At 62.7% G+C, this 19,820-nt stretch carries 12 protein-coding genes and 6 pseudogenes; 10 read left to right on the forward strand and 8 right to left on the reverse strand.

Going from position 1 to position 19,820, the window contains the following annotated elements:
* Positions 1-4: 4 nt before the first annotated feature.
* The 3 genes and pseudogenes from LN139_RS21650 to LN139_RS21660 all read right to left on the reverse strand — a co-directional run bounded on the left by LN139_RS21650 (position 5) and on the right by LN139_RS21660 (position 3,258).
* Positions 5-328 (reverse strand): transposase, encoded by a 324-nt coding sequence (locus LN139_RS21650; protein WP_236355192.1) that lies wholly within the window; start codon positions 326-328, stop codon positions 5-7.
* A gap of 103 nt (positions 329-431) precedes the next feature.
* Positions 432-2,516 (reverse strand): annotated as a pseudogene (locus LN139_RS21655) (GGDEF domain-containing protein).
* A gap of 103 nt (positions 2,517-2,619) precedes the next feature.
* Positions 2,620-3,258 (reverse strand): thiol:disulfide interchange protein DsbA/DsbL, encoded by a 639-nt coding sequence (locus tag LN139_RS21660; RefSeq protein WP_236356875.1) that lies wholly within the window; start codon positions 3,256-3,258, stop codon positions 2,620-2,622.
* 230 nt (positions 3,259-3,488) lie between these two features.
* Here LN139_RS21660 and yihA point away from each other — a divergent pair, with 230 nt between their 5' ends.
* Positions 3,489-4,112, forward strand: coding sequence for a ribosome biogenesis GTP-binding protein YihA/YsxC (gene yihA / locus LN139_RS21665; RefSeq protein ID WP_236356877.1), 624 nt, complete (start codon positions 3,489-3,491; stop codon positions 4,110-4,112).
* Positions 4,113-4,366: 254 nt separating this feature from the next.
* Here yihA and polA read toward each other — a convergent pair.
* A pseudogene (gene polA / locus LN139_RS21670) lies at positions 4,367-7,126 on the reverse strand (DNA polymerase I).
* A gap of 263 nt (positions 7,127-7,389) precedes the next feature.
* Between polA and LN139_RS21675 the strand changes: the two are divergent.
* Both LN139_RS21675 and LN139_RS21680 read left to right on the forward strand, forming a co-directional pair.
* The gene (locus tag LN139_RS21675) at positions 7,390-7,515 is read left to right on the forward strand and encodes a DUF2782 domain-containing protein (protein ID WP_442964351.1); all 126 of its coding nucleotides are present in this window, start codon (positions 7,390-7,392) and stop codon (positions 7,513-7,515) included.
* A 37-nt stretch (positions 7,516-7,552) separates the two neighbouring features.
* Positions 7,553-8,504: pseudogene (locus LN139_RS21680) on the forward strand (homoserine kinase).
* 85 nt (positions 8,505-8,589) lie between these two features.
* Here LN139_RS21680 and LN139_RS21685 read toward each other — a convergent pair.
* On the reverse strand, positions 8,590-9,510 hold the full coding sequence (locus LN139_RS21685; RefSeq protein WP_442964352.1) for a zinc ABC transporter substrate-binding protein: 921 nt from the start codon (positions 9,508-9,510) through the stop codon (positions 8,590-8,592).
* Between the two features lie 67 nt (positions 9,511-9,577).
* Here LN139_RS21685 and LN139_RS21690 point away from each other — a divergent pair, with 67 nt between their 5' ends.
* The 4 genes and pseudogenes from LN139_RS21690 (at position 9,578) to LN139_RS21705 (ending at position 12,394) form a co-directional block, all read left to right on the forward strand.
* On the forward strand, positions 9,578-10,060 hold the full coding sequence (locus LN139_RS21690; protein WP_236356881.1) for a Fur family transcriptional regulator: 483 nt from the start codon (positions 9,578-9,580) through the stop codon (positions 10,058-10,060).
* The gene (znuC, locus tag LN139_RS21695) at positions 10,060-10,839 is read left to right on the forward strand and encodes a zinc ABC transporter ATP-binding protein ZnuC (RefSeq protein ID WP_236356883.1); all 780 of its coding nucleotides are present in this window, start codon (positions 10,060-10,062) and stop codon (positions 10,837-10,839) included. Before LN139_RS21690 ends, znuC begins: the two co-directional genes overlap by 1 nt.
* A complete protein-coding gene (gene znuB, locus LN139_RS21700; RefSeq protein WP_236356885.1) occupies positions 10,832-11,617 on the forward strand; it encodes a zinc ABC transporter permease subunit ZnuB in 786 nt (261 codons plus the stop codon). The genes znuC and znuB overlap by 8 nt, the downstream gene beginning before the upstream one ends.
* Before the next feature lie 67 nt (positions 11,618-11,684).
* A pseudogene (locus LN139_RS21705) lies at positions 11,685-12,394 on the forward strand (PA5502 family lipoprotein).
* Between the two features lie 9 nt (positions 12,395-12,403).
* Here the strand turns inward: LN139_RS21705 and katE are convergent.
* A complete protein-coding gene (gene katE, locus LN139_RS21710) occupies positions 12,404-14,512 on the reverse strand; it encodes a catalase HPII (protein ID WP_236356887.1) in 2,109 nt (702 codons plus the stop codon).
* Between the two features lie 243 nt (positions 14,513-14,755).
* Between katE and LN139_RS21715 the strand changes: the two genes are divergently transcribed.
* The 3 genes and pseudogenes from LN139_RS21715 to LN139_RS21725 all read left to right on the forward strand — a co-directional run bounded on the left by LN139_RS21715 (position 14,756) and on the right by LN139_RS21725 (position 17,257).
* On the forward strand, positions 14,756-15,763 hold the full coding sequence (locus LN139_RS21715; protein ID WP_236356889.1) for a methionine ABC transporter ATP-binding protein: 1,008 nt from the start codon (positions 14,756-14,758) through the stop codon (positions 15,761-15,763).
* Between the two features lie 33 nt (positions 15,764-15,796).
* The gene (locus tag LN139_RS21720; protein ID WP_236356891.1) at positions 15,797-16,438 is read left to right on the forward strand and encodes a methionine ABC transporter permease; all 642 of its coding nucleotides are present in this window, start codon (positions 15,797-15,799) and stop codon (positions 16,436-16,438) included.
* A 43-nt stretch (positions 16,439-16,481) separates the two neighbouring features.
* Positions 16,482-17,257, forward strand: a pseudogene (locus LN139_RS21725) (MetQ/NlpA family ABC transporter substrate-binding protein).
* Here the strand turns inward: LN139_RS21725 and LN139_RS21730 are convergent.
* Together LN139_RS21730 and LN139_RS21735 are read right to left on the reverse strand one after the other, a co-directional pair.
* A pseudogene (locus LN139_RS21730) lies at positions 17,254-18,856 on the reverse strand (EAL domain-containing protein). The pseudogenes LN139_RS21725 and LN139_RS21730 sit on opposite strands and share 4 nt — an antisense overlap.
* 104 nt (positions 18,857-18,960) lie before the next feature.
* On the reverse strand, positions 18,961-19,740 hold the full coding sequence (locus LN139_RS21735) for an N-acetylmuramoyl-L-alanine amidase (protein ID WP_236356893.1): 780 nt from the start codon (positions 19,738-19,740) through the stop codon (positions 18,961-18,963).
* Between the last annotated feature and the right edge of the window lie 80 nt (positions 19,741-19,820).

Genomic DNA, 19,820 nt, shown 5'->3' on the forward strand with positions numbered 1-19,820 from the left:
TAAATTACTGCTGGCGCTTTGCAAAGTACTCTTCGGCCTTTTTTAAGATGGCAGTCTCCATCTTCAGTCGCTCGATTTCACGCTTCAGCCGCTTGTTCTCGCGCTCAAGATCCGCATTGCTGCGAGCAGGCGGTTCCGGTTTTTCTGCCATGGTGTGTGCCCCTATTCTGCCGGTACGAGAATACTCAGTACGCCAACGGCTGAGTACCGCGAGATGGATACCCAGCTCTTTGGCGGTTTCAGTGAGCGTACCGGCAGACTCGATTGAGCGCTTGACCGCTTGAGCTTTGAAAGCGTCGCTGAAGCGACGACGATGTTGGCATTGCATGGACACCCCTCCGTTTGAAAGGGTGTCCAGCAAATTGGTGACACACCACGGGCCTGATGAGTGGCCCGCCTTTTCTTTCGGCTTGGGGCTAACAGCTAGTGGCTCAGCTCTGCTGAACCTGATTGCGCCCAGCTGCCTTGGCTTTGTACAGCGCCTGGTCGGCACGCTTGAGCGCGGAGTCGCCCGGCTCGCCCGAGGCGAAGGCGGTGCTGCCGATGGAGACGGTGATGGTTACGCGCTCGCCTTTGAAGTGAAACGGGCAGGCCTCGATGGAGCTTCGCAGGGTTTCCAACAATGCGGCGGCCGCTTCGGGCTGCGTTTCAGGCATCAGCAGTACGAACTCTTCCCCGCCGAAGCGCGCGAGGAAATCTCCTGAACGCAGGCGCCTGCCGAGCACGGTGGCGACGATCTTCAGTACCTTGTCCCCGGCCAGATGACCGTAGCCGTCATTGATGGCTTTGAAGTGATCCAGGTCGAAGATGGCCACCTGAAGGTCGGAGCCCTCCTGTTCACGCTGGCTGATCGCCCGATCCAGCCGCTCACCCCAGGCGGCACGGTTGGGCAGGCCGGTCAGTGGGTCGAGTAACGCCTTCTGCCGTTGTACTTCGAGGTTTTCACGGTAGTGCTGGGCCTCCTGCTCCATGCTGGCGACCCGCTGCGCAAGGCCTTGCAGGCGCTCGGCGGTTTCCTGATCGCGCAGTTCGCGTTGCTTTCGGTGTTCATCCAGGGTGCCAACCAGCCCGTCCAGCCGGTTCTCCAGTACACGACGCAACCCCGCCGCGTCGGGCGCCTGGTTGACCGAGTCACGCAGGCCACCCACTTGTTCACGCAGTGACCGATCGAGTTGGTGAGCGGCATCCTGGCTCTGGTTATGCCCTTCACTGGTGATGTGTAACTGATCGATGAAGTGGTCGAAGCGTTCGTTGAGCTCGGCCAGGTAGCGTTGCAACTCCAGCTGGCCATGGTCGCTGATGCCCAAGGCCAATACCGCGACGTCGTCGAGCAGGGGGAGCAGCTCGTACCAGTTGAGCCCGTGTGCCAGCCGGCCGCGCATGGACTCAGCCAACGGCAGCAGCCGCTCTGGCAAGGTGCAGGTCGTCCAGCATGCCCAGCATCGTGCTTTCGATGTGCGTGGCGACCGAGCTGTAGGATGGCTCGGGCGACTCGGGCAGCACGTAGAGCAGCTCTTCGTCGGTGGCGTCCGGGTCTGCGGCGGCGATGGCCTGGGCCATCAGGTCAGGCAAGGGAAGGCTGTCGAGCAATACCGGGCGTGTGGGCGGCGGCTCGCTCGGCTCTTGTGCAGGTTCGGCCACGGGTACAGCCACAGCTGTTGTCGGTGCGGGTTCGGCACGTTCGGGGGCGGGCGCGGGTTCAGGCTCGGCCGCGGGGTGCTCGGCGCTGGCGTTTTTTGCTGGCTCTGGCTCTGCTCCGGCCTCGGGCTCGGCCGCTTTGGCGGCAGGCTGTTCAACATTGGGGGCAGCTTCTTGAGGCGTGGCAAAGGCTGCAGGTTCTTGCGCAATTTCGGCTTGGACGGGCTTTTGCACCGGCTCCGCAGCAGCGCTCGGCGCCAGCAGCTCCTCTCGGGCCAAGGCCTCTGCAGGTAACGGAGCCGCCTGCGGCACTGCGGTGTCGGACGCCTCAGCCGAATCCTGCCCTCCTGCCTCGGCGCGATTACCGAACAATCGCTCAAGCAACCCTGGCCGCGCGGCGTGTTCGTTAGGTTCGAGGGCTGAAAGCGCCTGGCCTTGCAGGCTGCTGAGCTCTGTCAGCAGCACCGGCAACTCGCGGCTCTGCCCGGCGCGCTTGTCCAGGGAACCCGCGAACTTGCGCAGCGGCCGGCTGGCTTCCTTGGGCAAAGGCAGCGCCTGCAACTGGGTAACCAGAGACGTCAATGCGGTGGAGATCTGGGTGACGCGTGTCCGCGGCGTTGCTCGGAGTCGAGCACGGCTTTTTCGAGACGGGGGATCAGGGTGGCGAGGGCGGCGTCCATGTTGTCGGTGCGCACCACTTCGCGCATTTCCTTCATGCAGGCGTCGACGGCCTTGTCAGCACCCTCGGCCGCCAGAGTGCTGCGCACAAGGCCCCGGCGCAGCAAGTCGAGGCGCGCGTTCCAACGGCGCTCGAGCTTTTCCTGATCCTCGATGCTCTTGAGGTATTTCTCTTTCCAGCGCTGGGCGTCGTCGGTCATGGCGGGCTAGGTGCCGATGAGTTGGGCTCATGAAACGCAAAAAGCGCCCTTCGCCGCCGTGTTTACGGGGCAAAGAGCGCTTTCGCAGGGCTGGCGCGAGTGGTTACTTGCTCGCCTGCCGCTCTTTCTCGATCAGAGTATCGGCAACCTTGAGGATTTCTTCAGGCCCGCCGGCAGAGCCGAGGTCGAAGCGGTACTTGCCATTGACGATCATGGTCGGTACACCGGTCACGCCGTAAGCCACTGCCAGTTGCTTGTACTTGGCGACGATGCCTTTGAGGGCGAAGGAATTGTAGGTTTCCAGGAACTTGTTCTTGTCGACACCCTTGGTGGCGACGAAGTCGGCCATCTCTTCAGGGGTCTTGAACATCTTGTGTTCCTTGTGGATCGCATCGAACACGGCGGTATGCACGCTGTGCTCCACACCCATGGTTTCGAGGGTCAGGAACATCTGGCCATGAACGTCCCAGATGCCGCCGAACATGGCCGGGATACGGTGGAAGTTCACGTCAGCCGGCAGTTTTTCGATCCATGGGTTGATGTAGGGCTCGAAGGCATAGCAGTGCGGGCAGCCGTACCAGAACAGCTCGACCACTTCGATCTTGCCGGGTTGCGACACCGGGACGGGGCTTTCCAGAACGGTGTACTGCTTGCCGGCTTCGATATCGGCGGCATTGGCCATGCCGGCCAGGCCGAACAGGCTGACCAGCGCAAGGGCTGCGCTGACGATCAGGTTACGCATGCTTGACTCCTGACACTTGAGGGATCGCTTGAATACAACGAGCGCTATGACTGATGCAAACAAGAGTGAGTTCGATAGTGTAACGGCTGATGTAGCTCGAGGGGCGACCTAACCGCAACGCCGAAGCAAATTTATGTTCACTCGATGAAGCCAAGGTTAACGCCATGCCGGCACAGCAAGGGCCAAGGCGATATACTGCCGGCTTTGCCCTGTTGCTCCCCGGGATGCCCATGTCGTTCAAGAATCCGCTCATTGGCCTTTGCCAGCAAGCCACCTTCGCTATCAGCGCGGCCAAGGTCGATCAATGCCCTGCCGATGCGGGCTACGAAGTCGCCTTTGCCGGCCGCTCCAACGCCGGCAAGTCCAGTGCGCTGAATACCCTCACCCATGCAAGCCTTGCGCGCACCTCCAAAACCCCGGGGCGCACGCAATTGCTGAACTTCTTCAGGCTCGATGACGACCGGCGCCTGGTCGATCTGCCCGGCTATGGTTTTGCCAAGGTGCCGATCCCGCTCAAGCAACACTGGCAACGGCACCTTGAGGCCTACCTGGGAAGCCGCGAATGTCTCAAGGGTGTGATCCTGATGATGGACGTTCGCCACCCGATGACCGACTTCGACCGGATGATGCTCGACTGGACCGTCGCCAGCGGCATGCCGATGCACATCCTGCTGACCAAGGCCGACAAGCTTACGTTTGGCGCAGCCAAGAACACGCTGCTCAAGGTTCAGAGCGAGGTGCACAAAGGATGGGGCAAAAGCGTAAGCCTGCAGCTGTTCTCTGCACCCAAGCGTCAAGGCCTGGACGAGGCCTATCAGGTGCTGGCCCAGTGGATGGGAACTGCCGAAGAGTAACGGCGGGCTTTTCCCGGGGCGAAAAAGCCCCGGCCTTCACGTGGGGGAGGAGGAAGGTCCGGGGTTCAATGCCAGGGCGCCTTTCGGCTCACCCGGCTATCTGCCAACACTTAACACAACACTAGGAGCATCGAAGGGCTTTAAAAGCCATTCGCACACTCTGAGTGCCTGGAAAGAGGTTAAGTTCCTTCCCAGAGGCGTTGCAGCGTGTTCATGAAGCAGGTTTCACAAACACGCGCCGCGCTTCATCTGCCTCAGCGAGCCTCGTCCCAGTTGCTGCCCACGCCTACTTCCACCAGCAGTGGCACATCCAGTTGGGCGGCATTGCCCATGTGCTCACGCAGCTGCTGGCTGACCTCCTCGACCAGATCCTCGCGCACCTCCAGCACCAGTTCGTCGTGCACCTGCAGGATCATGCGCGCGTCCACGCCGCTGCTCTGCAGCCAGGCGTCCACGGCGATCATGGCCTTCTTCACGATATCGGCCGCCGTGCCCTGCATCGGCGCGTTGATCGCAGTGCGCTCGGCGCCGCGGCGCAGCGCAGGGTTTTCTGGCCTTGATGTCCGGCACATACAGGCGCCGGCCGAAGAGGGTCTCGACGAAGCCCTGCTCGGTGGCCTGGGCGCGGGTGCGCTCCATATAGGCCAGCACGCCGGGGTAACGGGCGAAGTAGCGGTCGATGTAGTCCTGCGACTGTTTGCGGTCCACGCCGATCTGCCGTGCCAGGCCGAAGGCGCTCATGCCGTAGATCAGGCCGAAGTTGATGGCCTTGGCGCTACGGCGCATGTCGTTGGTCACGGCGTCCAGCTCGACGCCGAACACCTCGGCGGCGGTGGCGCGGTGCACGTCGAGGTTGTTCTGGAACGCATTGAGCAACCCTTCATCCTTGGCCAGGTGCGCCATGATGCGCAGCTCGATCTGCGAGTAGTCGGCTGCCAGCAGCTTATACCCTGGCGCTGCCACGAACGCCTGGCGAATGCGCCGGCCCTCGGCGGTGCGGATCGGGATGTTCTGCAGGTTCGGCTCGCTCGAAGACAAGCGCCCGGTGGCTGCCACGGCCTGGCCATAGGAGGTGTGGATGCGCCCGGTGCGCGGGTTGATCTGCTCGGGCAGTTTGTCGGTGTAGGTGCTTTTCAGCTTGCTCAGCGAGCGGTACTGCATCAGCACCTTGGGCAGCGGGTAATCCTGCTCGGCCAGCTCGGCGAGCACCGCTTCGGCGGTGGACGGCTGGCCGGTCGCGGTCTTGCTGATTACCGGCAGGCCGAGCTTTTCATACAGGATCGTGCCCAGTTGCTTGGGTGAGCCCAGGTTGAACTCTTCGCCCGCGATCTCGAAGGCTTCGCGCTCGAACGCCACCAGCTTTTCACCCAGCTCCAGGCTCTGTGCGCCCAACAGCTTGGCATCGACCAGCGCGCCGGTGCGCTCGATGCGCGCCAGCACCGGCACCAGTGGCATCTCGATGTCGCGCAGAATGGGCTCCAGGCTCGGCACCTCGGCGAGCTTTTCGCTGAGCACCTGATGCAGGCGCAAGGTGATGTCGGCGTCTTCAGCGGCATACGGGGCCGCCTGCTCCAGGGCGATCTGGTCGAAGGTCAGTTGCTTGGCGCCTTTGCCGGCGATGTCGGTGAAGGCCACGGTGGTGTGGTTCAGATAACGCTGGGCCAGGCTGTCCATGTCATGGCGGGTGGCAGTGGAGTCGAGTACGTAGGATTCGAGCATGGTGTCGAAGGCGACGCCCTGGACCAGAATGCCGGCAGCCTGGTCACCGCCGATCGCGCAGTTGGCCAGCACGTTCATGTCGTACTTGGCGTGTTGCGCCACTTTGGGCCGCTTCGGATCCTCGAGCAGCGGCTTGAGCGCCAGCAGCACGGTGTCGCGGTCCAGTTGCTCCGGCACGCCCATGTAGCTGTGCGTGAGCGGGATGTAAGCGGCCTCGTGAGGCTGCACCGCGAACGAAAGCCCCACCAGCTGCGCGCGCTGGGCATCCAGGGAAGTGGTTTCGGTATCGAAGGCGAACAGCTCGGCACTTTCGAGCTTCTTGAGCCAGGTGTCGAAGCTGGCCTGGTCGAGAACGGTGTCGTACTTCACCTCGGCCGCAGGCGTTGCCTCTGCGGGTTCGGCAGCGCCTGCTGCGGCCGCTTCGCGCGTCAGGTCGTCGAGCGGGCCGCGGAACTCCAGCTCGGTGAACAGCGCGATCAGCGCTTCGCGGTCCGGCTCGCCGCAGATCAGCGCGTCGACATGGATATCCAGCGGCACGTCGGTCTTGATGGTTGCCAGTTCATAGGACAGGAACGCCATGTCGCGGTGTTCCTCGAGCTTGGCCGGCAAGCCCTTGGCGCCGCGGATCGGCAGCGCGGGCACTTTGTCGAGATTTTCGTAAAGCTCTTTGAGCCCGCCGCCGATGCCGACCAGCAGGCCTTGAGCGGTTTTTTCACCCACGCCGGGCACGCCTGGAATGTTGTCGACCTTGTCGCCCATCAGGGCCAGGTAATCGATGATGTGCTCCGGCCCCACCCCGAACTTTTCTCGCACACCCGGCACGTCGAGTGAGCTACCGCTCATGGTGTTGACCAGGGTGATGTGCTCGCTCACCAGCTGCGCCATGTCCTTGTCACCAGTGGAAATCACTACCTCGCGCCCGCCAGCTGCGCTCTGCCGGGCCAGCGTGCCGATCACGTCATCGGCTTCGACACCTTCTATGCACAGCAGCGGGTAGCCCAGCGCACGTACGCTCTGATGCAGCGGTTCGACCTGCACGCGCAGGTCATCCGGCATGCTCGGGCGATTGGCCTTGTACTCGGCGTACAGCTCATCGCGGAAGGTGCCCCCCTTGGCGTCGAACACCACCGCGAAAGGGCTCTTGGGGTATTGCTTGCGCAGGCTCTTGAGCATGTTCAGCACGCCCTTCACCGCACCGGTGGGCATGCCCTTGGTAGTGGCCAGGGGGGCAGGGCATGGAAGGCGCGGTAGAGATAGGACGAACCGTCCACCAGGACGAGAGGCGCTTGGCTCATGGGCAGAATCAACCTTTTGGCGGGAAGGCAGCGCCAGCTGGCGTGCCTGCCCAGTAGAATGTCGGGGTTCGAGGACCACAAAGAGACAAGGTTAACATGCGCCCGTTTCCCTGCCTGATGCTGATTGCCGCGCTTGTGGCCGGTTTCGCGACCCCTGCCCTGGCCGCTGGGCGAGCCTCGCTCCGACGGCACACAGGTGACCGAGTACGCCCAGGGCGATACGCGGATCCAGGAATACCGTATTCGCGGCCGAGCTGTATCAGGTGAAGGTTATTCCCGCGCATGGCAAGCCTTACATGCTGGCACCTGCGGACGGCAGCGACAACGATCTGACCCGTGCCGACAAACCCACGCTGCACATCCCTCAATGGACGCTGTTGCAGTGGTAGAATGCCGGCCCTTTCAATCAACCTGGCGCGCTTCCCCATGTCCGTTTTCACGCCCCTGACCCGGCCCCAGCTCGAAACCTTCCTCGCCCCTATGGCCTGGGCCGTCTGCTGGACTTTCAGGGCATCGCCGCTGGCAGTGAAAACACCAACTTCTTCGTGAGCCTGGAGCGGGTGAGTTCGTGCTTACGCTGGTCGAGCGGGGGCCGGTGAGCGAGATGCCATTCTTCATCGAGCTGCTCGACGTGCTGCATGAGGCCGACTTGCCGGTGCCGTTCGCGATCCGCACCACCACCGGTGACGCGTTGCGGGAGCTCGAGGGCAAGCCTGCGCTTCTGCAACCCCGGCTCTCGGGCAAGCACCCGCATGAACCCAATGCCGAGCTGTGCAACCAGGCCGGGCGGCTGGTTGCCAGTATCCACCTCGCAACGCGCGGCGAACGGATGATCGAGCGCCGTACCGACCGTGGCCTGGCCTGGATGCTCGAAGAAGGTGAGCAGTTGGCCCGGGGCATGGCGCCGGAAGCGGCGAGCCTGCTGCAGGCTGCGCTCGCCGAGATCCGCCAGCACCAACAGGCGATCATGGCGCTGCCTCAGGCCAACCTGCATGCCGACCTGTTCCGTGACAATGTCATGGTCGAAGGCAACCACATCAGCGGCGTGATCGACTTCTACAACGCGTGCTCGGGGCCGATGCTGTACGACGTGGCGATCAGCCTGAACGACTGGTGCTCCCATGCCGACGGCAGCCTCGACCTCGCTCGGGCGCGGGCATTTCTGGCCGGCTATTCGGCGCTGCGGCACTTCACTCCGGCCGAGGCCGAGCTGTGGCCGACGCTGCTGCGGGTGGCGTGTGTGCGGTTCTGGTTGTCACGCCTGATCGCAGCTGCCTCGTTCGCCGGCCGTGACGTGGTGGTGCACGACCCGGCAGAGTTCGAACAGCGCCTGGCTCAGCGCCAGCAGGTGTCGCTGGCGTTACCTTTCGCGTTTTAGGCCTGAAGTCGTGGCGGCGAGCCGCGCGACAGGCTGCATCGGCCTGAGGCCTGAGCGTCGCCCGGCAAGCCGGCCTCCCACCTCCTTAAAGGCTCTCAAGGCAGCCGGCGAGGTTATCGGCGAGGGTATCGAGCAAGTGCTCGTAGCCGTCTGCGCGGGCATCGCTGAACCCACCTAGCGCATCGAGCTCGGCCAATTTCACCGGCAGGCCGGCAGTGAGGGTTTCGGCCAGCCTCGGGCGCAGCGGCGGCTCGCTGAACACGCACGTCTTGCCCACGTCCTGAAGTTGCGCGCGCATTGCAGCCACGTGCCGTGCGCCGGGCTGCACTTCCGAGGCCACTGCAAACACACCGGCGTGTTTGAGGCCATAAGCATCCTCGAAATAATCGAAGGCTTCGTGGAACACGAAATACGGCTTGCCCTGAACACCTGCAACGCGGGCTTTGATGCGGGCGTCGAGGGCATCGAGGCGCTGACTGAAGGCCGTGGCGTTGGCCTGGTAGCGGTTGGCGTTGGAGGGGTCGGCCTTGGCCAGGTCGGTAGCCATGCGCGCTGCAATCACTCGGGCGTTGACTGTGGACAGCCACAGGTGAGCATCCACTGAGCCAGGGCGATGGTCGTGATCGTGCTCGTCGGCCTCCTCCTCGGCATGAGAATCGCCACTCTCGGTAAAGCGGCGCAGGCTCAGCCCCGGCAGGTTCTGCACCACGACGGTCGGTTTGCTGCGCGCTTGCAGAGCCTTGCCCAGAAAGCCTTCCATGTCCGGGCCGATCCAGTACACCAGGTCAGCATCGGCCACGCGGCGGACGTCGGACGGGCGCAAGGCATAGTGGTGCGGCGAGGCTCCCGGGGGCAGTAGCACTTCTGGCGTTCCAGTGCCCTCCTGCACGGCTGCGGCAATCAATTGCAACGGCTTGATGCTGGTCAGTACCTTGACCTCGGCACTGGCCCCCAGCGACAGCGCACTCAGCGCGAAAAACACGAAAACACGGAGAAAACTCGGCACAATGCACCCCTTCAGGCCCGTTTAGCGGGTAACATAATAACGTCTCTAGCCCAGGTCGTCGTCGCCCATGCTTAAAACGCCTTTGGCCAACCAGCCTCATGATCACTCTCGCTGCGTGCACAGCGCGCTGTCCGAAGCCGATGCCATTTGCGCACAGAAAGGCCTGCGCCTGACTGCGCTGCGCAAGCGCGTGCTCGAGTTGGTCTGGCAGAGCCACAAGCCTCTTGGTGCCTATGACATCCTGGCCGTGCTCAGCGAGCAGGACGGCCGCCGCGCCGCGCCGCCTACAGTCTACCGGGCCCTGGATTTCCTTCTGGAAAACAACCTGGTGCACCGCCTGGCTTCACTCAATGCCTTCATGGGCTGCGCCCACCCCGAGCATGCGCATCAGGGCCAGTTCCTGATCTGCCGCCAATGCCATGTGGCTGTGGAGCTCGAGCAAGTGAACATTACCCAAGCCATCGAGGCGGGTGCCGCCGGCATCGGCTTTACGGTGGAGTCGCAAACCGTTGAAGTCGTGGGCCTGTGCACCAACTGCAAGGCGGCCTGATGAGCGACGCGCTGATTCGCCTGGAGCAGGTCACGGTTTCATTTGCTGGGCAGAACACCCTGGAACGCATCGACCTGGCCGTGCGGCCTGGCGAGATCGTCACCTTGATCGGCCCCAACGGTGCCGGCAAAACGACCTTGGTACGCGCTGTTCTGGGCCTGCTCACACCGGATAGCGGCAAAGTGTGGCGCAAGTCCAGGCTGCGTATCGGCTACATGCCGCAGAAGCTTCAGGTGGATGCGACCCTGCCCCTTTCGGTGCTGCGCTTTCTGCGCCTGGTGCCTGGCGTCACCCGTGAACAAGCCTTGGCGGCACTCCACGAGGTAGGCGCGGCGCAGGTGATCGACAGCCCTGTCCAGACGATTTCCGGCGGTGAGACGCAGCGAGTGCTGCTCGCCCGTGCCCTTCTGCGAGAGCCCGAGCTGCTGGTGCTGGACGAACCGGTTCAGGGGGTCGACGTCGCCGGCCAGGCCGAGCTGTACAGCCTGATCACGCGCCTGCGCGACCGCCATCGCTGCGGTGTACTGATGGTGTCTCACGACCTGCACGTGGTGATGAGCACCACCGATCAGGTCGCGTGCCTGAACCGGCATGTTCGCCGTTCAGGCCACCCTGAGCAGGTCAGTGGCGACCCCGCTTTCGTCGAGCTGTTCGGCGAAGCCGCGCGCAGCCTGGCCATCTATCACCACCATCACGACCACGCCCACACCTTGCACGGCGAAGTGGTCGCCGATGCGGGGCACACGCATTCGCACGGTACACACTGCAACCATGGCTGATTTTCTGCTCTACGCCCTGCTGGCGGGCCTTTCACTTGCAGTGGTCGCGGGGCCGTTGGGCTCGTTCGTGGTCTGGCGGCGCATGGCCTATTTCGGCGATACGCTGTCCCACGCTGCATTACTGGGCGTAGCGCTGGGCCTGGCACTCGATGTAAGCCCGGCGCTGGCGGTCACTGCCGGTTGCCTGTTACTGGCGGTGATACTGGTATCGCTGCAACGGCGCCAGCCGCTGGCGTCTGACACCCTTCTGGGCATCCTGGCACCCAGCACGCTTTCGTTGGGCCTGGTTGTGCTGAGCTTCATGCGCGATGTGCGCATCGACCTGATGGCCTATCTGTTTGGCGACTTGCTGGCCATCAGCCCCAGCGACCTTTACTGGATCGTTGGCGGCAGCCTGGTGGTGCTGGCCCTCCTCGGCCTGCTGTGGCGCCCGCTGCTGGCGATTACGGTTCACGAGGAACTGGCCAGGGTCGAAGGCCTGCCAGTGGCGAGCTTGCGCCTGGGGTTGATGCTGCTGATCGCCATCGTGATTGCAGTGGCGATGAAGATCGTAGGTGTGTTGCTGATCACCTCGCTGTTGATCATCCCGGCGGCTGCAGCGCAGCGCCATGCACGTTCGCCTGAGCAGATGGCGCTTGGCGCCAGCGTGCTTGGGGTGCTGGCGGTGTGCGCAGGGCTGTCGCTGTCCTGGTTCAAGGACACCCCGGCCGGCCCGTCGATCGTGGTCAGCGCGGCGCTGCTGTTCCTGCTCAGCTTTGCCTTGCCCCGGCGTGCCTAGGGCTTTTTCGCCTGGCCGATTAGCGTGTAAACTGCGCGGATTTTGCGCAACTAGAGAATTGCCCGCAATGATATCTCCTGCCCTTCGCTGTCTGCTGGTCGCGTGGGTTTCGCTGGGCCTGGCCGCCTGTGCGGGCAAGCCAACCGAGCCGGCACCCCCTGCCGCGCCGTCGGCTGCGCAGGTGTTGCAGCAGAACATCGCCAGCGGCGAGCTGGCCACTGCCGAAGACCAATTGAGCACCTTGCAGGCACAGAGCCCGGCCGATCCAGAGCTGGACAACCTGCAACGGCAGTTGGCCGAGGCTTACCTGCAGCGCAGCCAGGTCTCTCTGCAAAAGGTGATGTGAACGCAGCGGCCACTGCTCTGGCTCGCGCCCGCGCCCTTATGCCTAAGGCGCCTGCGTTGGTGGGGGGTGTCAACGGTGCCATCACTCAGGCGCGTAAAGCTGAGCTCGAACAGGCCGAGGCTGCTCTGAAGGCAGCCGAAGCGAAACCTGCCGCCAAGGTCATCGACCCGGCTGCTACCAGCACCCCGGTAGCTCTGGATACCACCCATATTCGCAAGATGCAGGCACAGCTCGATGACATCGCGACCGATGTCGTCAACTACAACTGCGATGTCGTGGTCCAGGTGCCCCGCAAGGCAGACGCCCCCTGGCTGGAGGCTCTGCTGCGCAAGCGAGTCGACAAGTTGAACCCTGCACTTGAGTGGAAACTCTCGCACAGGGTAGATCGGGCTCAACCGGCAATCATCATTCTTAGCCCGGCCAAGCCCTGATCCTGTTCCTCAGGCCGGTACTGCCTTGGCTTTCGGCTCACGAGCCCACACGCGGTGCTGGCCGATAGCCTTGATGAACTTGGCCGGGTCACCGATTACCAGGCCCTCATCTTCGTCCAGTTGCAGGCTGTCGATCAGGGTCTTGGCGCCGGGGCAGGCGCCGATGGCTTTGAGGTGCTTGTAGGCTTCGAGCACAAAATGCTTGGCCACGCCGTCCTGCGACAGCGCCTTGACCGCCTCATCGCCGCCGATTACCCAGATGGCGTCGAACGCCACCGACGGCATGCCTTCCATGGAAGCATCCACTTCAAGTGTCTTGCCCTCCGCGGTTTTGACAGGCGCTGACGTTGGGCCCAGCAACTTGGCGTGAGCGCCTTCGTCAGCCAGCGCCTTGCGCACCGTATCCACAGCCTTGGCTTCACTGCCATCAGCCACCAGCAGTGCCACCTTGCGGCCCTTGATGTTGCCAGGCAGCAAGTTTTGCTGGCTGAGAGCGGGCGACTCTTTCAACGAAGACTGCTTGCCCTTGGTGCCGGCAGCCGGCGCAGGCAGGCCCAGATTCTTGGCCACGCGTGCAGCCAGCTCTGCGTCGATATTGGCCAGAATCTCGTTCACCTGGCGCTCGCGAATGTGCACACGCTCGACCTTGCCCAGCTCGAAGCTGTAGGCAGCGATGATGTGTTCTTTTTCCGGCGTACTCATGCTGTTGAAGAACAGGCTTGCCTGGGAAAAGTGATCGCCGAACGACTCGCTGCGCTCCCGAACCTTGTGCGCTTCCACACGTTCCTGGTAGCTCTCGAAGCCCCCGTTCTGGGGGGCGGACGGCGTTTCTTTCGGCCAGCCACCATCGATCGAGTTGGGTTCGTAAGACGCGCGACCCTTGTCGATGGTCATGCGGTGCATCGCGTCACGTTGGCCATTGTGGTTGGGTGCCAGCGGGCGATTGATGGGGATCTCGTGGAAGTTCGGCCCACCGAGGCGGCTGATCTGAGTGTCGGTATAGGAGAACAGGCGGCCCTGCAGGAGCGGGTCGTTGGTGAAGTCGATACCTGGCACGATATGGCCTGGGCAGAACGCGACCTGCTCGGTTTCGGCGAAGTAGTTATCCGGGTTCCGGTTGAGCACCATCTTGCCCAGCGGGGTAACCGGTACTAGCTCTTCGGGAATGATCTTGGTCGGGTCGAGCAGGTCGAATTCGAACTTGTGTTCGTCTTCTTCCGGCACGATCTGCACACCCAGTTCCCATTCCGGGTAATCGCCGGTTTCAATGGCTTCCCAGAGGTCACGGCGGTGGTAGTCGGTGTCTTTGCCGGCGAGCTTCTGCGCCTCATCCCATACCAGCGAGCAAACGCCCTGCGCTGGTTTCCAGTGGAATTTGACGAACACGGCTTTGCCATCGGTGTTGATCAGGCGGAAGGTGTGGATTCCGAAGCCCTGCATGCTGCGCAGGCTTTTGGGGATCGCACGGTCCGACATTGCCCAGATGACCATGTGCGCGGATTCCGGCACCAGAGAGACGAAGTCCCAGAAGGTGTCGTGTGCAGAGCCGCCGGTAGGAATCTCGTTCTGAGGTTCAGGTTTCACTGCGTGGACGAAGTCAGGGAACTTGATCGCATCCTGAATGAAGAACACTGGCATGTTATTGCCGACCAGATCGAAGTTGCCTTCATCGGTGTAGAACTTGACTGCGAAACCTCGCACATCACGAACGGTGTCGCCGGAGCCGCGCGGGCCCTGCACGGTAGAGAAGCGTACGAATACTGGCGTTTGCTTGCCCTTGCCACGCAGGAAGCCTGCCTTGCTCAGCTCGCTGTGATCGGCATAAGACTCGAAGTAGCCATGCGCCGCGCAACCGCGAGCGTGCACGATTCGCTCCGGAATACGCTCGTGGTCAAAGTGCGTGATCTTCTCGCGCATGATGAAGTCTTCGAGCAACGACGGGCCGCGCGAACCCACCTTGAGGGTGTTCTGGTTATCACTGACCTTGACGCCCTGATTGGTGCGCAGCGCCTGGCCGGTCGCATCGGAGCGATAGCTCTCGAGTGCGTCGGTCTTGGCGTTGTCGTTGGCGCGGTCCGGGGTATCGGTGCCGGCCAGCTCACTTTTGCCTGCTTTCATTCTGCCCTCTCCTCAGTTGCGTAGGCCCCTTGGCAGGGCTCGTAACGCATGGATGCAATCGACGGTGTCTGGGTAGTGACTGAAGTGCTTGTGCGCTCGTTCCTTTTTCAGGCAGCCGGTCGGGCATATGGCCAAAATCAAGGCACAGGATGAAATTAGTGCTAAGGCGCTGCGGCGACGTCAGGTAAAATGGCCGGCTTTTTTGGCTATCAGCCCCTATTTCGTGCCCAAAAGGTCCGCTCCTTGATCGAATTTCACGACGTCCACAAGACTTACCGCGTGGCCGGGAAAGACATCCCCGCCCTGCATCCCACGCAGCTGACGGTGCCCCGAGGGCAGGTGTTCGGCCTCATCGGCCATTCGGGGGCCGGCAAGAGTACTCTGCTGCGCCTGATCAACCGCCTGGAAGCGCCCAGCGGCGGCCGAGTGATGGTCGACGGCGAGGATGTAACGGCCATGAACGCCCGCCAACTGCGCGGCTTCCGCCAGCAGGTCGGGATGATCTTCCAGCACTTCAACCTGCTGGCCTCCAAAACCGTGGCAGACAACGTCGCCTTGCCACTGCGCCTCGCCGGTGGCCTGAGCCAGCGGGAAATCGATGAGCGCGTGGCCAGCCTGCTCGCCCGCGTAGGCCTGGCCGACCATGCGAGCAAGTATCCCGCGCAACTTTCCGGCGGCCAGAAGCAACGGGTAGGTATCGCCCGTGCGCTGGCCACTGAGCCCAAGATCCTGCTGTGCGACGAGGCCACCAGTGCGCTGGACCCTCAGACCACCGCGTCGGTGCTGCAACTGCTGGCCCAGATCAACCGGGAGCTGAAGCTCACCATCGTATTGATCACCCACGAAATGGACGTGATCCGCCGGGTGTGCGACCAAGTGGCGGTGATGGACGCCGGCCGTATCGTCGAACAAGGCCCAGTGGCCGAGGTGTTCCTGCATCCGCAACATCCGACTACGCGACGCTTCGTTCAGGAAGACGAGCAAGTGGATGAAAACGCGCAGCACGACGACTTCCGCCACGTTCAGGGCCGCATCGTGCGACTGACCTTCCAGGGTGAGGCGACCTACGCACCGTTGCTGGGTACCGTGGCACGTGAAACCGGGGTCGACTACAGCATCCTGGCGGGGCGTATAGACCGTATCAAGGACAGCCCCTACGGCCAGCTCACGCTGGCCATCACCGGCGGTGACATGGACGCCGCTTTCGCCCGCTTCGCGGCAGCCGATGTGCATATGGAGGTCCTGCGCTGATGGACATTCTCGAGCCTTTTCCCTAATGTCGACGTGTTCGAGATCTGGGAGGCCTCCCGCGATACACTCCTGATGCTGGGCTGGTCACTGCTGTTCACTGTGGTGCTGGGCCTGCCGCTGGGCGTGGTGCTGTTCCTGGCCAGCCCACGGCAGCTGCTCGAAAGCCGCCGTATTTACCAGTGCCTTTCGGTGGTGGTGAACCTTTTGAGGTCCTTGCCGTTCATTATCCTGCTGGTACTGATGATGCCGATCACGCCATTGATCGCGGGTACTTCGCTGGGTGTGCCGGGTGCCATTCCGCCCTTGGTGGTGGGTACGGCACCCTTCTTCGCGCGGCTGGTTGAAACCGCCTTGCGTGAAGTGGACCGGGGCATCATCGAAGCCACGCAGTCGATGGGCGCAACCATTCGCCAGATCGTGTTCCGCGCGCTGCTGCCAGAGGCCCTGCCGGGCATTATCGCGGCGGTCACCGTCACCACGATCGCGTTGGTGGGTTACACCGCCATGGCGGGTGCCGTGGGTGCCGGCGGGCTCGGGGACCTGGCCATTCGCAATGGTTACCAACGGTTCCAGACCGATGTGATGGTCGTTACGGTGGTAGTTCTGGTGGTACTGGTGCAAGTGGTGCAATCGGTGGGTGATCGCCTGGTAGCGCATTTTCTCGCAAGTAAATGATTGCCTGGCCGCCTTGCCGGCGGCCTTCACAAGGAGTCGATTCATGAAAAAACTGCTGGTCGCCTGCGCCGCGCTGTTCGCACTGCAAGCACACGCCGACGAAACCCTCAACGTGGCTGCCACCGCTGTGCCGCACGCCGAGATTCTCGAGTTCGTCAAACCCCAGCTGGCCCAGGAAGGCGTGGTGCTCAACGTGCGAGTGTTCACCGACTACGTTCAGCCCAACGTTCAGGTAGCCGAAAAGCGCCTGGACGCCAACTTCTTCCAGCACCAGCCCTGACCTGAACGAGTTCAATGCCGGTAAGGGCACTGACCTGGTCGCGGTCACAGGCGTACATCTGGAGCCGCTGGGCGCCTATTCCAGCAAATACAAGAAGCTTGACGAGCTGCCCGGCGGGGCTACCGTGGTGATCCCCAACGACGCCACCAATGGCGGCCGTGCCCTGCTGCTGCTGCAAAACGCCGGGCTGATCAAGCTGAAGAACCCGACCGATATCCTGTCCACGCCCAAGGACATCGTGGAGAACAGCAAGGACCTGAAAATCCGTGAGCTAGAGGCAGCTACCCTGCCCCGCGTTTACACCACCGTCGACCTGGCATTGATCAACACCAACTATGCCCTGCAGGCCAAGCTCGATCCTTCCAAGGATGCGCTGGTGATCGAAGGCAAGGATTCGCCCTACGTGAACATCCTGGTTGCCCGCCCGGACAACAAGGATTCACCGGCCATGCAGAAGCTTGCCGCCGCGCTGCACAGCCCGGAGCTCAAGCAGTTCATTCAGGAGAACATACCAAGGCGCCGTAGTGCCTGCGTTCTAAGCCAGGCTAGGCAGGGGCTCGGGTGGCGCCGCCACCAGCTCGCGAAACTGCCTGGCATCCAGGGCTTCGGCGAACAGCCAGCCCTGGCCGTAGTCCACGCCCTCGCCGTGCAACAGCTCGGCCTGGGCCTCGGACTCGATCCCTTCGGCAATCACCTTCATGCCCAACGCGTGCGCCATGCGAATGATATGCGGCGCTACTCCACTGCTGGCGGCATCTTCCCCAACGCATCCACGAACGCCTTGTCGATTTTCAGGCAATCCACCGGCAGGTTCTGCAGGTAGGCCAGGCTGCTGTAGCCCGTTCCGAAATCGTCGATCAGTACCCGGTGGCCTCGCTCGCGAAAGGCTTTGAGGGTTTTCTGGGCCAGGGTCACGTCCACCAGGCCACGCTCGGTCACCTCGAACGCGATCTGCGCGGGTAATACTCGGTGATGCTTGAGCAGGCGCGCGGCCACTGCCGCGATCCTTGGCTCGGTGACATCGCAGGCTGCCAGGTTCACCGAGACGTAAAGCTCCTTGTTGGCACGCAGCACTGTGCCTAGCTGTTCGAGAATGCTCTGCAGCACAAAGTCGGTGATATGGCGGATCAGGCCGCTGTTTTCGGCCAGTGGAATGAACAGCTCCGGGCTCGTCAGGCTCCCGTCGGGACGGCGCCAGCGCACCAGGGCTTCAGCGCCCACGCAGCGGCGGTTGTGCAGGTCGAAGATCGGCTGGTACATCACCCGGATCTCGCGCCGGCGCAACGCCCCTTGCAGCGCCGACTCCAGCGACTGGCGCTGGATCAGTGACTGGAACACCGTCCAACCTGTCAGCAATGCCAGTAGCAGGCTGGTCGGGTAGAACAGCCACAAAGGTGTGGCCATCAATGACGGCAGCTCGGCACGGGGGTGATAAGCACTAGCTGATAGTCAGGAAAGCGGGTAGCCATGCGGTAGATCAGGTGATCATCGGTGACCGACAAGGCGTTGGCTGGCGTTGGCGGCATGCCGGGCGGCGGCCAGGCCTGGGCAGGGCCGAGCACTGGAATCGCCTGGCGGCCCTGGTCGACCACCATCAGCAAGCTGCCATGAGCCGGCAGTTCGACCACATCGCTCAGGTGCCCTCGCGAGGTGGATACGCGAAACTCGCCTCTGCCCATCATCAGGGCTGCGCGGTTTTCGTCGGGCTCCTCGGTGGAGTTGAGCCAGTAACTGTAGGTTTCACCTTGCAGATCAGGCTGGTGGGCGGTACTGGCGACAGGCATGGAGACACGGTTGGAGCAGGCCTTGCCGCCCTGGAGGTAAGCGGCTTCGAACACGAACCGGTAATCGATGCCGACCTGGCGCAGCAACTGCAGCATGGGCTCACTGCAACCACGGATGGGCTGGGCGTCCAGGTCGTCCACGGCGCTGCGCAGTTGCGTGAAGATCTGCTCGAGGCGGCCAACGAAACGCTCGCCACGGGCGTTCATCAACTCACGCTCGTTTTCGAGCTGTTGATGGCGGATCAACCAGTGGCTGAAGGTGCACAGCACGGCCAGTGAAAGCCCGCCGATCAGCAGTGCGCAGGCGCCAGGGCGGCTGATGCGCTGGCGCAGCAATAGGAGATAAAGCAGCATGATGAAGCTGTCCCGATGACCAGAGGGCCAAATATTCCGAAAACATTGGGCCCTCACGCCCAATCGGCCCTCCGATTTAAGCCAAAGCGCCTCGCGGCGCAAGCTCAACGCATGTTCAGCAGTACCTGAATGAGCGCGGCGGTTTGCGCGTCAGGCACGCCGTCGTAGCGCTGTGGGCGGTAATGCATCTGAAAGGCACCGATGACGCGCTGGGTCGCGGTGTCGAGAGTGCCGCTCTGTGGAATCGAATAGCCCAGGCGCGACAGTTGTTCCTGATACCAGGTGATGCTTGGCGGACTGATGTCGAAACGGGCTTTCTGCTGGGCCACTGCGGGTTCGGCAGGCCATACCCCAAAGCCCTCGGCGGCCAGCCGCTTCCATGGGAACAGCGGGCCGGGGTCTTGCTTGCGCAGCGGGGCGATATCGCTATGGCCGATGAAGTTGCGCTTGTCGATGCGATAACGGCTGGCGATATCACGCAGCAGGTAGAGCAGCGACTGCACCTGCGCCTCGGTGTAGGGGTACCAGACACGACCACTGGCGGTGTCCTGGTAGCCGGGGTTGACGATTTCGATACCGAGGGAGCTGGAATTGAGCCAGGTGCGGCCGTCCCATTCGCTTTCGCCGGCGTGCCAGGCGCGGTATTGCTCGTCTACCAGCTTGAAGATAGTTGCCTGAGTGTCGTCGCCGATCAGGTAGTGGGCACTCACCTGGCCGTGGGTGAGCAACTGCAGGGAGCGCTCCTGGGAGGCAGAGGTGTAATGCATCACCACGAACTGCACACGGCTGTCGTAATTCACCGAAGGATGGCTGGTGTCGATGCGTGGCCCTGTGGCGCACCCGGCGAGCAGGGCAAAGAAGAGCAAGGCGAGATATGGCTTCATAAGGTAGGGCGTCAACGCTGGCAGGAAACGCAACATTGTAACGCACGTAAGCGCAGCTGGAGCACAGCCTTCTCTCTGCG

The sequence above is a fragment of the Pseudomonas sp. KNUC1026 genome, assembly GCF_021650705.1.
Lineage (GTDB): Bacteria > Pseudomonadota > Gammaproteobacteria > Pseudomonadales > Pseudomonadaceae > Aquipseudomonas.

Bases quoted from the DNA above. Each gene is read 5' to 3' on its own strand.
- znuC (WP_236356883.1), top strand. From the start codon at position 10,060: ATGAGCGACGCGCTGATTCGCCTGGAGCAGGTCACGGTTTCATTTGCT.
- LN139_RS21650 (WP_236355192.1), bottom strand. From the start codon at position 328: ATGCAATGCCAACATCGTCGTCGCTTCAGCGACGCTTTCAAAGCTCAA.
- katE (WP_236356887.1), bottom strand. From the start codon at position 14,512: ATGAAAGCAGGCAAAAGTGAGCTGGCCGGCACCGATACCCCGGACCGC.
- znuB (WP_236356885.1), top strand. From the start codon at position 10,832: ATGGCTGATTTTCTGCTCTACGCCCTGCTGGCGGGCCTTTCACTTGCA.
- yihA (WP_236356877.1), top strand. From the start codon at position 3,489: ATGTCGTTCAAGAATCCGCTCATTGGCCTTTGCCAGCAAGCCACCTTC.
- LN139_RS21690 (WP_236356881.1), top strand. From the start codon at position 9,578: ATGCTTAAAACGCCTTTGGCCAACCAGCCTCATGATCACTCTCGCTGC.
- LN139_RS21660 (WP_236356875.1), bottom strand. From the start codon at position 3,258: ATGCGTAACCTGATCGTCAGCGCAGCCCTTGCGCTGGTCAGCCTGTTC.
- LN139_RS21735 (WP_236356893.1), bottom strand. From the start codon at position 19,740: ATGAAGCCATATCTCGCCTTGCTCTTCTTTGCCCTGCTCGCCGGGTGC.